Source organism: Pseudomonas sp. PK-RTE-24 (assembly GCF_054052265.1).
In genome coordinates, this window is the sequence record NZ_CM133224.1 from 2,507,764 (window position 1) to 2,522,307 (window position 14,544).

Annotated in this window: 16 protein-coding genes; 6 read left to right on the forward strand and 10 right to left on the reverse strand. The window is 61.1% G+C overall.

Annotation, left to right across the window (positions count from 1 at the left end; genetic code table 11):
• The first annotated feature begins 144 nt into the window (after positions 1–144).
• The 6 genes from hemA (at position 145) to ACV8MC_RS11300 (ending at position 5,504) form a co-directional block, all read left to right on the forward strand.
• Complete coding sequence (gene hemA, locus ACV8MC_RS11275) at positions 145–1,431, forward strand: glutamyl-tRNA reductase (RefSeq protein ID WP_016773209.1); 1,287 nt, start codon at positions 145–147, stop codon at positions 1,429–1,431.
• Complete coding sequence (prfA, locus tag ACV8MC_RS11280) at positions 1,428–2,510, forward strand: peptide chain release factor 1 (RefSeq protein ID WP_016773210.1); 1,083 nt, start codon at positions 1,428–1,430, stop codon at positions 2,508–2,510. The genes hemA and prfA overlap by 4 nt, the downstream gene beginning before the upstream one ends.
• The gene (gene prmC / locus ACV8MC_RS11285; RefSeq protein ID WP_252878884.1) at positions 2,511–3,341 is read left to right on the forward strand and encodes a peptide chain release factor N(5)-glutamine methyltransferase; all 831 of its coding nucleotides are present in this window, start codon (positions 2,511–2,513) and stop codon (positions 3,339–3,341) included.
• Positions 3,335–4,090, forward strand: coding sequence for a molybdopterin-synthase adenylyltransferase MoeB (locus ACV8MC_RS11290; protein ID WP_315435715.1), 756 nt, complete (start codon positions 3,335–3,337; stop codon positions 4,088–4,090). Before prmC ends, ACV8MC_RS11290 begins: the two co-directional genes overlap by 7 nt.
• A complete protein-coding gene (murI, locus tag ACV8MC_RS11295; protein WP_122747842.1) occupies positions 4,083–4,874 on the forward strand; it encodes a glutamate racemase in 792 nt (263 codons plus the stop codon). Before ACV8MC_RS11290 ends, murI begins: the two co-directional genes overlap by 8 nt.
• A 111-nt stretch (positions 4,875–4,985) precedes the next feature.
• Positions 4,986–5,504: an acyloxyacyl hydrolase gene (locus ACV8MC_RS11300; RefSeq protein ID WP_041480001.1), complete on the forward strand. Its 519-nt coding sequence runs from the start codon at positions 4,986–4,988 to the stop codon at positions 5,502–5,504.
• Between the two features lie 133 nt (positions 5,505–5,637).
• Here ACV8MC_RS11300 and ACV8MC_RS11305 read toward each other — a convergent pair whose 3' ends face one another.
• From ACV8MC_RS11305 to ACV8MC_RS11350, 10 genes are read right to left on the reverse strand one after another with little or no spacing between them, the layout of a single operon-like run.
• The gene (locus ACV8MC_RS11305; protein ID WP_024014290.1) at positions 5,638–5,943 is read right to left on the reverse strand and encodes a YkgJ family cysteine cluster protein; all 306 of its coding nucleotides are present in this window, start codon (positions 5,941–5,943) and stop codon (positions 5,638–5,640) included.
• A 52-nt stretch (positions 5,944–5,995) separates the two neighbouring features.
• On the reverse strand, positions 5,996–6,487 hold the full coding sequence (locus ACV8MC_RS11310; protein WP_041480000.1) for a DUF2878 domain-containing protein: 492 nt from the start codon (positions 6,485–6,487) through the stop codon (positions 5,996–5,998).
• Positions 6,480–7,745 (reverse strand): SAM-dependent methyltransferase, encoded by a 1,266-nt coding sequence (locus ACV8MC_RS11315; RefSeq protein WP_236168897.1) that lies wholly within the window; start codon positions 7,743–7,745, stop codon positions 6,480–6,482. The genes ACV8MC_RS11310 and ACV8MC_RS11315 overlap by 8 nt, the downstream gene beginning before the upstream one ends.
• Positions 7,732–8,547, reverse strand: coding sequence for a DUF1365 domain-containing protein (locus ACV8MC_RS11320; RefSeq protein ID WP_056790285.1), 816 nt, complete (start codon positions 8,545–8,547; stop codon positions 7,732–7,734). The genes ACV8MC_RS11315 and ACV8MC_RS11320 overlap by 14 nt, the downstream gene beginning before the upstream one ends.
• Positions 8,544–9,791, reverse strand: a complete 1,248-nt coding sequence (locus ACV8MC_RS11325) for an NAD(P)/FAD-dependent oxidoreductase (RefSeq protein ID WP_457265302.1) — start codon at positions 9,789–9,791, stop codon at positions 8,544–8,546. The genes ACV8MC_RS11320 and ACV8MC_RS11325 overlap by 4 nt, the downstream gene beginning before the upstream one ends.
• The gene (locus ACV8MC_RS11330) at positions 9,788–10,570 is read right to left on the reverse strand and encodes an SDR family NAD(P)-dependent oxidoreductase (protein ID WP_016773219.1); all 783 of its coding nucleotides are present in this window, start codon (positions 10,568–10,570) and stop codon (positions 9,788–9,790) included. The genes ACV8MC_RS11325 and ACV8MC_RS11330 overlap by 4 nt, the downstream gene beginning before the upstream one ends.
• Complete coding sequence (locus ACV8MC_RS11335) at positions 10,567–10,989, reverse strand: nuclear transport factor 2 family protein (RefSeq protein WP_041479995.1); 423 nt, start codon at positions 10,987–10,989, stop codon at positions 10,567–10,569. Before ACV8MC_RS11335 ends, ACV8MC_RS11330 begins: the two co-directional genes overlap by 4 nt.
• Positions 10,982–12,427, reverse strand: a complete 1,446-nt coding sequence (gene phrB / locus ACV8MC_RS11340) for a deoxyribodipyrimidine photo-lyase (protein ID WP_457265304.1) — start codon at positions 12,425–12,427, stop codon at positions 10,982–10,984. The genes ACV8MC_RS11335 and phrB overlap by 8 nt, the downstream gene beginning before the upstream one ends.
• A gap of 16 nt (positions 12,428–12,443) precedes the next feature.
• Positions 12,444–13,385, reverse strand: a complete 942-nt coding sequence (locus ACV8MC_RS11345; RefSeq protein ID WP_056790272.1) for a MerR family transcriptional regulator — start codon at positions 13,383–13,385, stop codon at positions 12,444–12,446.
• Positions 13,385–14,347, reverse strand: a complete 963-nt coding sequence (locus tag ACV8MC_RS11350) for a YbgA family protein (RefSeq protein WP_041479992.1) — start codon at positions 14,345–14,347, stop codon at positions 13,385–13,387. Before ACV8MC_RS11350 ends, ACV8MC_RS11345 begins: the two co-directional genes overlap by 1 nt.
• Between the last annotated feature and the right edge of the window lie 197 nt (positions 14,348–14,544).

Genomic DNA, 14,544 nt, shown 5'->3' on the forward strand with positions numbered 1-14,544 from the left:
GACACAAGCCTTCGGCCAAACATAACCGAGACTCAATTGTGGCCATTATAGGGGCTGACGATTGGGACAATAGTCAGCGGTAGTTGTTCTGAATCTTTCGAAGTAGGACAATTGCCGGCTTCACGTCACCACCAGCGACCTTGAATGGCCTTCCTTGCACTCGGTATTAACCACAAGACTGCTTCAGTAGACGTCCGCGAGCGCGTGGCCTTTACCCCTGAGCAGCTGGTGGAGGCCTTGCAGCAGCTCTGCCGACTGACCGACAGCCGCGAAGCCGCGATCCTCTCCACCTGCAATCGCAGTGAGCTTTATATAGAACAGGATCAGCTGTCGGCCGATGTCGTGCTGCGCTGGCTGGCCGATTATCACCATCTGAGCCTCGACGAGCTGCGCGCCAGTGCCTATGTGCATGAAGACGATGCGGCTGTTCGTCACATGATGCGCGTCGCCTCCGGGCTCGACTCGCTGGTGCTGGGCGAACCGCAGATTCTCGGTCAGATGAAATCGGCCTACGCCGTGGCCCGCGAGGCCGGTACCATCGGTCCGCTGCTGGGGCGGCTGTTTCAGGCGACGTTCAATGCCGCCAAGCAAGTGCGTACCGATACCGCGATCGGCGAGAACCCGGTGTCGGTGGCGTTTGCCGCAGTGAGCCTGGCGAAACAGATTTTCAGCGATCTGCAACGCAGCCAGGCGCTGCTGATCGGTGCCGGCGAGACGATTACGCTGGTCGCGCGCCATTTGCATGAGCTGGGGGTCAAGCGCATCGTCGTCGCCAACCGCACGCTGGAGCGCGCCAGTCAGTTGGCCGAGCAGTTCGGCGCTCACGCGGTGCTGCTCTCGGACATCCCGGCGGAACTGGTGCGCAGCGACATCGTCATCAGTTCGACCGCCAGTCAGCTGCCGATCCTCGGCAAGGGCGCGGTGGAAAGTGCGCTGAAGCTGCGCAAGCACAAGCCGATCTTCATGGTCGACATCGCGGTACCACGAGATATCGAGCCAGAAGTCGGCGAGTTGGACGACGTTTACCTGTACAGCGTCGACGATCTCCACGAAGTGGTCGCCGAGAACCTCAAGAGCCGCCAGGGCGCTGCGCAAGCGGCGGAGGAGATGGTCTCGGTCGGCGCCGACGATTTCATGGTGCGCTTGCGCGAACTGGCGGCAGTCGATGTGCTCAAGGCCTATCGTCAACAGAGCGAGCGCTTGCGTGACGAGGAATTGCAAAAAGCCCTGCGTCTGCTGGCCAACGGCGGCAACGCCGAAGACGTTCTCGGGCAACTGGCCCGTGGCCTGACCAACAAACTCTTGCATGCGCCCAGCGTGCAGTTGAAAAAGCTGTCTGCCGAAGGCCGCCTCGATGCGCTGGCCATGGCCCAGGAACTCTTTGCCCTTGAGGGCTCACCGGATAGTTTTTCGGATAAAAAACCGCAATGAAAGCGTCACTGCTCAACAAGCTGGACATTCTCCAGGACCGTTTCGAGGAACTGACCGCGCTGCTCGGCGACGGTGAAGTCATTGCCGATCAGGCCAAATTCCGCGCCTATTCCAAGGAATACGCCGAACTCGAGCCGGTAGTGGCCGCCTATAAAAAGCTGCTCGGCGTACAAAGCGATCTTGAAGGCGCGCAGGCGCTGCTCAAGGACAACGACCCGGACATGCGCGAAATGGCCGTGGAAGAAGTTCGCGAAGCCAAGGAGTTGCTGGTCACGCTGGAGTCCGATCTGCAGCGCATGCTGCTGCCTAAAGATCCGAATGACGGCCGCAACGTCTTCCTCGAAATCCGCGCCGGCACCGGTGGCGACGAGGCGGCGATCTTCTCCGGCGACCTGTTCCGCATGTACTCGCGTTATGCCGAGCGGCGTGGCTGGCGCGTCGAGATCCTCTCGGAAAACGAAGGCGAACACGGTGGCTATAAAGAAGTCATCGCGCGCATTGAAGGCGACAACGTTTACGGCAAGCTGAAATTCGAGTCCGGCGCGCACCGCGTCCAGCGTGTACCTGCCACCGAATCTCAGGGCCGGATCCACACCTCGGCCTGCACCGTGGCAGTGTTGCCGGAGCCGGACGAGCGCGAAGCGATCGAGATCAACCCGGCGGATCTGCGTGTCGATACTTACCGTTCCTCTGGCGCTGGTGGTCAGCACGTCAACACCACCGATTCGGCGATCCGCATCACCCACATCCCGACCGGTACTGTCGTCGAATGCCAAGAGGAGCGCTCCCAGCACAAGAACCGCGCCCGGGCGATGGCGTGGCTGTCGGCCAAGCTCAACGATCAGCAAAACGCTGCGGCGGCCAACGCGATTGCCAGTGAGCGCAAGTTGCTGGTCGGCTCCGGTGATCGTTCCGAGCGCATCCGCACCTACAACTACGCTCAGGGCCGGGTCACCGACCATCGCGTCAACCTGACCCTGTATTCCCTGGATGAAATTCTCGCCGGTGGCGTCGAAGCCGTGATCGAGCCGCTGCTGGCCGAATATCAGGCTGACCAACTCGCAGCGATAGGTGAATAAATGACCATCATCGCCAGCCTGTTGCGCGCTGCCGAGTTGCCGGACTCGCCGACTGCGCGTCTGGACGCTGAATTGCTTCTCGCCGCCGCACTGGGCAAGTCGCGCAGCTTCCTGCATACCTGGCCCGAGCGCATCGTGCCGAGCGAGGCTGCGCTGACCTTTGCCGAATATCTGCAACGCCGCCGCAGTGGCGAGCCGGTGGCTTACATTCTGGGCCAGCAGGGCTTCTGGAAACTCGATCTGGAAGTCGCGCCGCACACGCTGATCCCGCGTCCCGATACAGAACTTTTGGTAGAGGCAGCCCTTGAGCTGCTGCCGGCAACCCCGGCCAAGGTCCTCGACTTGGGCACCGGCAGTGGCGCGATTGCTTTGGCTTTGGCCAGCGAACGCCCGGCGTGGAAAGTCACTGCCGTGGATCGTGTGCTTGAAGCCGTGGCCCTGGCCGAACGCAATCGCCAGCGTCTGCACCTGAACAACGCTACGGTGCTGAACAGCCATTGGTTCAGCGCACTTGCAGGCCAGCGCTTTCAACTGATCATCAGCAACCCGCCGTACATTGCCGCCGCCGATCCGCATCTGGTCGAGGGCGATGTACGCTTCGAACCGGCCAGTGCGCTGGTCGCCGGTGAAGATGGCCTCGACGATCTGCGCCTGATTGTTGCGCAGGCGCCGGAACATCTTGAGGCCGGGGGATGGCTGATGCTCGAACACGGCTATGATCAGGCCGAAGCCGTACGTGATCTGCTGCTTACTCGTGGCTTTGAAGAAGTCCACAGCCGCACCGATCTGGGCGGCCATCAACGCATCAGTCTGGGGCGCCTGCCGTGCTGAATGATCAGGAATTGCTGCGCTACAGCCGGCAGATTCTGCTGCAACACATCGACATCGACGGGCAACTGAAGCTCAAAGACAGCCGCGTGCTGATCGTTGGCCTCGGCGGCCTCGGCGCGCCAGTGGCGCTGTATCTGGCAGCAGCGGGCGTTGGCGAATTGCATCTGGCGGATTTCGACACGGTCGATCTGACCAACCTGCAACGGCAGATCATTCACGACACCGACAGCGTCGGCATGTCCAAGGTCGACTCGGCGCTCAAGCGCCTGGGCGCGATCAATCCCGAGATTCAACTGGTCGCCCATCGTCAGGCGCTGGACGCCGATTCCCTCGCCGCAGTGGTGGCGGCGGTGGATCTGGTGCTCGATTGCTCGGACAACTTCTCTACCCGTGAGGCGGTCAACGCCGCCTGTGTTGCCGCGCGCAAGCCCTTGGTCAGCGGTGCGGCAATTCGTCTGGAAGGGCAGCTGTCGGTGTTCGATCCACGGCGTGCCGAGAGCCCTTGCTACCACTGCCTTTACGGGCACGGCAGCGAAGCCGAACTGACGTGCAGCGAGGCTGGCGTGGTCGGACCATTGGTCGGTCTGGTCGGCAGTTTGCAGGCGCTGGAAGCGTTGAAGGTGCTGGTCGGCTTTGGTGAACCATTGGTGGGGCGACTGTTGTTGATCGACGCCTTGGGCTCGCGATTCCGTGAGCTGCGGGTCAAGCGCGATCCGGGCTGCAGCGTCTGTGGCGCCCGCCATGCGTGAAGCGCCGATCGGCGTGTTCGATTCCGGGGTCGGCGGCTTGTCGGTCCTCGGCGAAATCCAGCGCTTGCTGCCCAACGAATCGCTGCTTTATGTCGCCGATTGCGGGAACATTCCTTACGGCGAGAAAACCCCGGAATTCATCCGCGAGCGTTGCAGCGTGATGGCCGGGTTTTTTCGCGAGCAGGGGGCCAAAGCTTTGGTGCTGGCGTGCAATACCGCGACCGTGGCGGGGGTTGCCGATCTGCGTCGCGATTTCCCCGACTGGCCGATTGTCGGCATGGAACCGGCGGTCAAACCGGCCGCAGCGGCCACACGAAGCGGCGTGGTTGGCGTCCTGGCCACGACCGGCACATTGCAGAGCGCGAAGTTTGCCGCGTTGCTCGATCGCTTCGCGGCTGACATAAAAGTCATCACCCAGCCCTGTCCGGGACTGGTCGAACTGATCGAAACGGGTGATCTGCACAGCGCCGAATTACGCACTTTATTGCAAGGTTACGTCGCTCCATTGCTGGCGCAAAACTGCGACACGATCATTCTTGGCTGTACCCATTATCCCTTCCTCAAGCCGCTACTCAGGTCGATGATCGCCGACGATGTCAGCCTGATCGATACCGGAGATGCCGTGGCCCGGCAGTTGCAACGCTTGCTCGCCGAGCGTGATCTGCTGGCGCAACGTCCGAGCCAGCCGGTGAAGTTCTGGACCAGCGGCGATCCGCAATCTCTCAGAAAAATCCTACCGTTGCTGGGCCAAACTGCGTCGAATGTGCAAAACTTCGACTTGTAAAAAAAATGTGAAATAACTAAAAAAACGCTGAACTTCTGACCAAGCGCGGATTTCTATAGCGACAGCAGCAACTAAAAACCAAACGATCGTTCCGGAAAAGGAAGTTTCAAAGTGAAGCGACTATTCTGCTTGGCCGCGATTGCGGCCGCACTGATGGGGCAAAGCATTACTGCACAAGCCGCTGGCGTTGAATTCGCCGTCGGCGGTACCAGCGATTCGACAATGACGTATCGCTTAGGCATGAATTTCGACTGGGACAAGAGCTGGCTGCAGAGCGACGTGGGTCGCCTGACCGGCTACTGGAGCGGTGCCTACACGTACTGGGAAGGTGACAAGACCTCCAGCAACAACAGCCTGTCGTTCTCGCCTGTATTCGTTTACGAGTTTGCCGGTCAGTCGGTCAAGCCATACGTGGAAGCGGGTATCGGCGTGGCGTTCTTCTCCAACACCGAATACGAAAGCAACAACCTGGGCGGCTCCTTCCAGTTTGAAGACCGCATCGGTGTCGGCCTGCGTTTCAACGGCGGCCACGAAGTCGGCATCCGCGCCACGCACTACTCCAACGCCGGCCTGTCCAGCGACAACGATGGTGTAGAAAGCTACGCGCTGCATTACACAATGCCGCTGTAATCCGCCTACGCGGAACCAACGTGGGAGCGAGCCTGCTCGCGAAAGCAGAGTGTCAGTCAATTCAAATGGTGGCTGACACACCGCCTTCGCGAGCAGGCTCGCTCCCACAGTTGTTTCTGCGCCGTCAAAGAAATCAGCGGTAGGCTGTAGCAATTCCCCGGCGCTCTTCGATGCACTCCGGCGCGCCCATTTCAAACTCGCGGCAAATCAGCGGGCGTCGTTCATAGATCGTGCACATCATGCTGTCGCGATCCAGTGCCGCGCACCAGCCGTCGTCCAGACGCAGCATCACTTCGCCGCCCCATTCATCGGTATCGATAAAGCGATCAGGCACGCCGGTGTCGGTGATCAGCATCACTTCGAGCTGGCAGCAGCACGCCGCACAGGTCGAGCAGGTGACCGCCGGTTCGGCGATTTGGGTGTGTGGGATGGTTTTCATCGTGGCAGTGTAAGGCAGTGATCGCCGTGGGTGTGAAAGCGCTGACGGACGCTCACGGCGCCAGACGCCGCGCCATCAAGTGCAACAGCGGGAACAGCCCTGCCCAGAGCAGTCCGATGACGATCAGCGTCGACACTTCGCCGTAAGGGAAATGCACGCCGGCCAGGCGTCCGCCACCGTAGTACGACAACGCCCCGCCCACCGCGCCAAGTCCGCTGGCCAGCCACCATGGCCGCGCGCTCCAGGCCAGGCAGTGGCGCAACGTGGTGGCGAGCAGTGCCCATAGCAGCATCAGCCACAGCGGAATCAGCGGCGAGGCGTCTGCAAAGCGGAACACGCCGAGATAACGCAGAACACTGTCCACCGCCGTGCCGACAATCACCACGCACAGTATCAAACGACCTTCCGCCGCCCAACTGCTGATCCAGCGCAGATGAATCACCAGCGCCGCCAGTGCCAGCAACAGCCATAAACTGTTGCCGCCGAGCACGCAGGCCAGCCAGCCGAGCTGAAACAGCACGGCATTGGCGATTCGCTCACGCATCGAAGCGTCCGAGCAGCGGCGCGGTCATCGCCGCCGGTTTGGCCAGCAGCAATTGCGCGGTGCCGATGGTGCGTTCGAGGAACCCGCCCTCGCAATAGCACAGGTAAAACTCCCACAAACGCAGGAAATAATCGTCGTAGCCCAGCTCGCTCAGGCGACCATGGGCGAGGCGAAAGTTCTCGTGCCACAGGCGCAGTGTCTTGGCGTAATGCAGGCCGAAATCTTCCATGTGCAGCAGGTTCATGTCGGTTTCGCGGCCGACCACATCGAGCATCTTGTGCACCGAGGGCAGGGCGCCGCCGGGGAAGATGTAGCGCTGGATGAAGTCGACGCTGCGCTTGGCCTGTTCGTAGCGTTGTTCGCGAATGGTGATCGCCTGGAGCAGCATCAGGCCGTTGCTTTTGAGCAACTGCGCGCATTGCTTGAAGTAGGTCGGCAGGAACCGATGGCCGACCGCCTCGATCATCTCGATCGATACCAGTTTGTCGTACTCGCCGCTGAGGTCGCGGTAGTCCTTGAGCAGCAGGGTGACGCGATCCTGCAAGCCGAGTTGTTCGATGCGCTTGGCAGTGAACGCGAACTGCTCTTTCGACAGCGTCGTAGTGGTCACGCGGCAACCGTAATGCTGCGCTGCGTAAAGGGCCATGCTGCCCCAACCGGTGCCGATTTCCAGCAGGTGGTCGCTGGGTTTGAGCGCGAGTTTCTGGCAGATGCGTTCAAGTTTGTTCAATTGCGCCTGTTCCAGGGTGTCGCTCGGCGAAAGGAACTGGGCGGCGGAATACATCATGGTCGGGTCGAGAAACTGTTCGAACAGTTCATTGCCGAGGTCGTAGTGCGCGGCGATGTTTTTCTGCGAACCCTTGCGCGTGTTGCGATTGAGCCAGTGCAGGCCTTGCACGAAGGGCCGGCCCAGACGCGCCAGGCCACCTTCCATGGCATCGAGTACATCGAGATTGCTGACGAACACGCGCACCACAGCAGTCAGGTCCGGCGAACTCCAATAGCCGTGGATGAATGCTTCGCCGGCGCCGATCGAGCCGCTACTGGCGACCATGCCCCACAGGGCCGGGTCGAGTACATGGACTTCGCCGAGCAGAGCACTGCCCGGGGTGCCGAAAAGCATTTGTTCGCCATCCTCGACGACCATCAATTGTCCGTGTTTGAGCTGGGCCAATTGGCGCAACACGCCACGGCGCAGCAGCGAGCCGGTCAAACCGTTGGTGCTGAAGCGACCGAGCGGCAGGCTAGAGGATTTCATGGTGCGGCTCCTTCGGAGGCACAGTGGCGGTTTTAAAGCTGCCGTCGGCAGCCTGGTGAGGGAAGATCGGCGCGCGCTTGAGCAGCAGTCGCAGTGCTTGCCAATAAATCGCCAGAGCGGTTTTTGCGGTCATCCACGGGAAGCGCCGCAGATAGCGATGCAGGCTGCGACGATCGAGCGGTTCGCGGCGCAGATTCAGTGTGGCGTCGAACAGTTTCTCGCTGCCCTGCCAATCGGCCATGTGCACACCCAGGCTTTGCGCGGCCGGGCTGAAGCTCATGCGGTATTCGAGGTCACGGGGCAGAAACGGCGAGACGTGAAACGCCTTGGCTACAGCAAAATGTTGGTGGAAATCCACCAGACTGGTCGGCGTCTGCGCCGGCAACACGTAATGAAAACGCTCGCGCCATGGCGTATTGGTGACTTCACAAACGATCGCCGCGAGTTGTCCGTCGGCTTCATGGCAGTAGAAGAAGCTCACCGGATTGAACGACAGCCCCCAACTGCGCGGCTGGGTCAGCAGGCATACCGCGCCTTGTGGTTCATGACCGATGGCTGCACCGACCTGCTGGCGCACCGCGTCGATCAGGCGCATGCCCTTGCCGGTGAAGGCTTTCAGGTAATCGGTTTCGCGAAACGAGAACGGCGCAAAGCGGCTGCGCCCCGCCAGCGGCGACAAGGCCAGCACGGCATCCTGTTCGCTCAGGTCGAGATAGAGCAGGCCGATGCGGTAGCGGAATTCGTGGCGGCGCGGCGCAAAACGTCGGTGGCCGATGACGCCGCTGTACAGAGCGCTGTTCACAGGGTTTCACCGAACGCGGCGGCTACGCGCAGCCCGCTGACCACGCCATCTTCATGAAAACCGTTGGCCCAGTAGGCGCCGCAATAATGCGTGTGCTGCTCGCCATCGAGTTCGCCCCAGCGGTTTTGCGCGGCTGCGGCGGCCAAGGTGTATTGCGGGTGAGCGTAGGTGTAGCGGGCCAGTACCTTGTCCGGGCTGATGCCGGCGGTCTGGTTGAGGCTGACGCAGAACGTAGTGTCGCTTTCGATGCCCTGCAGGATGTTCATGTTGTAGGTGACCGCCGCGCGCGTATGGCCGGCGCCCCCGAGGCGATAATTCCAGCTGGCCCAGGCCAGTTTGCGCGTCGGCAGCAGGCGCGTGTCGGTGTGCAGCACGACATCGTTGTCGGCGTAGAGCAGGGCGCCGAGAATCGAGCGCTCGGCGTCGCTCGGGTTGGCCAGCAGGTTCAGCGCCTGATCGCTATGACAGGCGAACACCACTTTGTCGAAATGTTCGAGGCCGGCCGGGCTGTGGATAACCACGCCGTGCTGGTTGCGCTCGACGCGGCTGACCGGGCAGTTCAGGCGAATCCTGTCGCTGAACGAAGCGGTCAGCGGCGCGATATACGCACTGGAACCGCCTTCAATGACCTGCCACTGCGGCCGATCACTGACCGACAACAGGCCATGATTCTTGAAAAAACGCAGGAAAAACTGCAGCGGGAAATTGAGCATTTCCGCCATCGGCATCGACCAGATCGCCGCGCCCATCGGCACGATGTAGTGCAGGATGAAGCGCTCGCCGTAGCCGCCGGCCTTGAGGTAATCATCGAGCGTGGTATCGGCGGCGATGCGCAGTTCCACCAGGTCGCGCTGGGCTTCTTTGTTGAAGCGCAGAATGTCGCGCAGCATGCCCCAGAACCCGGGCGACAACAGATTGCTGCGCTGGGCGAACAGGCTGTTGAGGTTGTTGCCGTTGTACTCGACGCCGGTGTCCGGGTCGGTTACCGAAAAGCTCATTTCGGTCGGCTTGAACGCCACGCCGAGCTGGTTGAGCAAGCGAATGAAGTTCGGGTAGGTCCAGTCGTTGAACACGATGAAACCGGTGTCGATGGCGAACGATTGCCCAGCCACGCTGACCGGCACGGTGTGGGTATGCCCGCCGACCCAGTCACTCGCTTCGAACACGGTGATGTCGTGGCGGCGGTTCAGCAGGTAGGCGCAGGTGAGCCCGGCTATACCGCTGCCAATTACGGCGATTTTCATATCGGGTCCCGCTGCGGTGGGTTCTTGCGCACCATGCGTTTGCCGATCGCCAATTGCGCGCGGGCGGGCAGCTTGGACAGCGGCCACAGCGCGGCCATGAACAGCCCCGGGAAGGCAATTTCCAGCGGACGGTCCTTGAGTTTGGCGAAGATGTGCCGCGCCGCTTTATCCGCAGGCCAGCTCAGCGGCATCGGGAAATCGTTCCTCTCGGTCAGCGGCGTTTCGACAAAACCCGGGCTGATGATGGTGACTTCAATGCCTTCATCCGCCAGATCGATGCGCAGCGATTCGAACAGGTAACGCAGCCCGGCCTTCGATGCGCCATAGGCTTCGGCCCGTGGCAGTGGCAGGTAAGTCACCGAGCTGGCCATGCCGACCAGATGCGGCGCGGTGCCTTTGCGCAACAGCGGCAGAGCGGCTTCGATGCAATAGCTGCTGGCGAGCAGATTGGTGCGCACCACGTGCTCGATGATCGACGAATCGAACTGGCGCGCGTCGACATATTCACAGGTGCCGGCGTTGAGAATCACGCTGTCCAGCGATCCCCAGGCCTCGGCGATCTGCTCACCGATTTCGCGCACGGTCTGACTGTTGGTCAGATCGCCGGGCACCACCAGCACCTGGCCCGGATAACGCTGGGACAAGACCTTGAGCGGCGCGGCCGAGCGCGAGCTGACCGCCAGGTGCGCGCCGCTTTTCAGAATGTCCTCACACAAGGCTGCACCGATGCCACTGCTGGCCCCGGTCAACCAATACCGCCGTGGAGGTGTACGACTCATCCCATTCTCCTTTTCAGCCAGGCAATCACCCGGCCCAATATTGGCAAGTGTTCATACAGCAGCGCCCCGGCATCGAAATAATCCCGATGGCGATAAACCTTGTCGCGCCAGAGCAGGTGCGAGCAGCCACCGACCCTGATTTCCCGACCGTTGGCCAGGCGCGGATGGCGATAACTCATGACCCAGCGCAGGTAACCCTCACCTTCGCGGATCTGGTCGAAACCATGAAAATCGAAACGCAGATCGCTGACGTTGGCGTACAGCTCGCTGAAGTAATCCTGCAGTTGTGCCAGGCCCTGAACTTCGTGCAGCGGATCGGTGAAATGAATGTCGTCGCTGTACAGCTCGCCGAGGCGATACAGGTTGTCTTTGTTCAACCCGCAAAACTCGCGGGCGAAGCTGCGCAGGAATTCACTCATCGCTGCCGCCCACAGGCTGGCGCGACGGCAGGTTCTTGAACGCCGTCAGCGCACGCTCGCGTGAAGTGCTGAGGTTGACGATCGGCGCCGGATAACCGGCCACGCCGAACAGTCCTCCGGCTGCCGCCGGATTGTGCACTTCCTTCTTGTTGAGCCCGGCCAGTTCCGGCAACCAGTGCTTGATGAACACGCCTTCGGCATCGAATTTTTCCGACTGGCTCAACGGGTTGAAGATACGGAAGTACGGCGCCGAGTCGGTGCCGGTCGATGAGCTCCACTGCCAGCCACCGTTGTTGGCCGCCAGGTCGCCGTCGATCAGGTGGCGCATGAAAAAGCGTTCGCCCTCGCGCCAGTCGATCAGCAGGTTTTTGGTCAGGAACATCGCTACGACCATGCGCAGGCGATTGTGCATCCAGCCGGTTTCCAGCAGTTGACGCATCGCCGCGTCGATGATCGGCAGCCCGGTGCGTGCCTCCTGCCAGGCCTTGAGTTCTTCCGGCGCATCGCGCCAGGCCAGCGCTTCGGTTTCCGGGCGGAAGGCGCGATGCCGAGAGACGCGTGGGTAGCCGACCAGAATATGTTTATAGAACTCGCGCCACAGCAGCTCGTTGATCCAGGTCACTGCGCCGACCTTGCCGCTTTCGAACTCGCCCTGATTGCTTTGCAGTGCAGCGTGCAGGCACTGGCGTGGCGAGATCACGCCGGCGGCAAGATACGCCGACAATTGGCTGGTGCCAGGTTTGGCCGGGAAATCGCGTTCACTGCGGTAGTAGTCGATCTGCGCGTCGGTGAAGGTATCGAGGCGGCGTCGCGCCTCTTGCTCGCCGGCCGGCCACAGGGCGCGCAGGGATTCGCTCGGTGTGGCGAAACCTTTTACCGCCTCCGGAATTGCATCGCTGGCGATATCCAGCGCGGCCTGCTTGCCGGGTGCCTTGACCAGTGCCGGCATCGAGCGATGCAGGCGTTCGTAGCAGACTTTGCGAAACTGACTGAACACCTGGAAGTAGGTGCCGGTCTTGGTCAGCACTGTGCCGGGTTTTAACAGCAACTGATCCAGGTAACTGTGGAATTCGATGCCTTCGGCTCGCAACGTTTCGGCCACGGCTTCATCACGGCGGCTTTCGTGAACGCCGTATTCCTCGTTGACGTGCACCGCCTCGATCTTCAATTGCCGGCAGAGTTTGAGCAGCTCCGTCGGTGCCTGATCCCAGTGCGGTGCGCTGCGAATCAACAACGGGATGTTCAGCGCGCCGAGGCTTTGGCTCATTTCGCGCAAATTGCGCAGCCAGAAGTCCACTTTGCACGGCGCATCGTCGTGCTCCAGCCATTGCTGCGGACTCAACAGATACACCGCCACGGTCGGGCCGCGCGCTGCGGCGGCCGCGAGGGCAGTGTTGTCATGTAGGCGCAAGTCGCTGCGCAGCCAGATCAGTTGCATGTGATTAAACCCATCATCAAATCAATCCGCGCTCGAGCAGCGCCTGGTGTGCGGCAAGCGGATCTTCAGCCAGGAACAGATCGGCAGTCTGGGCGGTGCGTGCGGACAACTCGGTGTGGTGGATGTGCACCGTGGGGCCAGCAATCAAGGTCGGGCAATTGACGTTTGCCAACAGCTTGGGCAACTGCGCCAGTTGCATGGCTTTGCTCGAATACAGCAGCACGCCACGGGCTTGCAGATGCTCGACGGTCAGCGCCAGTTCACCGGCCGGCAGTGGCCAGTCGAACACTTGCACCGGGCAATCGGCACTGCTGATCAGCCATGCGCACAGCCACAGATGAGGCTCCAGCGGCAGGTCGGAATGATTGATCAACAGCAGCGGCGCCGAATGCAGCTGACGGTTGTTATGGTAGATGCGTGCGCCGAATTTGCTGCGCAACCAGGAAAAGAAAAACGTCCGTTCCATCTGCGCACCGAACTGGCCCTGCCAGCGCTGTTCGAGCTCGGCCAGCAGCGGCATCAGCAATTGCTCGCACAACGTCCGTGGCGGATACAAGGCGATGGCCTGATTGACGCTGTCATCCAGCGCGCGCTCATTGAGCGAGGTGACCGCCGACAGCAACGTCTGATGCAGACGCTGCCAATCGTTTTCCACGGTTTCCGTGAAGGCCTGCGGCGCGTCGAGGAGAGGCTTGACCTGACTGACCGCAACGCCACGGTTGAGCCAGGTAAGGATGGCCATGATCCGCTGCACATGTTCAGCGCTATACAGTCGATGGCCCTTGGGCGTGCGCTGGGGTACCACCAACCCATAGCGACGTTCCCACGCGCGCAGGGTGATGGCGTTGACGCCCGTCTGCCGCGCGACTTCGCGAATCGGCAACCAGCCCTCGTCGAGGGCTTTCTTGAAGTCGGCGCCGAGGTCTTCCTGGGCGCTGCTGTCGGTTTTATCGTTCATTAGATCGCGTTTCGCAGACTGAGGTTTTCCGGATGCGGCTGCAGGTAAACCTGCTGCGCGATGTACGGGTCCGGATGGAGTCGAAAGTGGTGTTTGAGCAAGGTCAACGGCACCACCAGCGGCACGATGCCCTGGCGGTACTGACCGATGATCTGCTGCATTTCCTGTTTGTCTTCGGCGCTCAGCGATTGTTTCAAATAACCACTGAGGTGCAGCAGCACGTTGCAATGGGTGCCGCGAGTGGCGCATTTCTTCAGCGCGGCCATCAGCTCGCTGAAATAGCGCGGGCCGAGTTCGGCGGGATCGCTGTCGGCCATGTTGCCGAGCATCTTGCCGAGGTTTTTGTATTGCAGCGGGTTGTGCGCCATCAGCAGGTACTTGTAGCGCGAATGGAACTCGGTGAGGGCGCGGCGGCTCAGGCCCTCGGCGAGCACTTGCTGCCAGGCGCTGTAGGCCAGCACGCGGGTGATGAAGTTTTCCCGGAGCACCGGATCGTTGAGGCGCCCGGCTTCTTCCACCGGCAGATCCGGATGCTGTGCACAGAATGCCTGCGCATAGATGCCGCGTCCGCCACCGTTCACTGGCGCGCCGTTGTCGTGATAGACCTTGACCCGTTCCAGCCCGCAGGAGGGCGACTGCTGCATGAAGATGTAGCCGGAAAGGTCCTGCAGCTCGGCGGCCATTTTCTCGCCGTACTCGGCCAGCGGCCTGGTTACGTTGATGGTCCGGTCAACGGTGCCGACTGCCTCGGGTTGTTCAGGGTCGCCGACCAGCCGAATCGGCTCACGGGGAATGCCCATGCCGATAGCAACTTCCGGGCACAGCGGGACGAAATCGAAATATTCGGTGAGGGTACGGCTGCACAGCCGCGATTCCTTGTGCCCACCGTTGTAGCGCACTTCTTCGCCCAACAGGCAGGCGCTGATGGCGATCTTCGGCTTGGACAGGGAAGCAGTAGACATGAGCACCTCGAATCTATACCTGTACAGAGAGTTATCTCTGTACAACTTTTCCTCAGCATAGATCGATGGATGTACAAGTCAAATGATTTGTATAAGATTTTTCTACAGCGCTGAATATGTGGGAGCGAGCCTGCTCGCGAAAGCGGTGGGTCAGTCAGTGATTTCGTATCCGATACAGCGCTTTCGCGAGCAGGCTC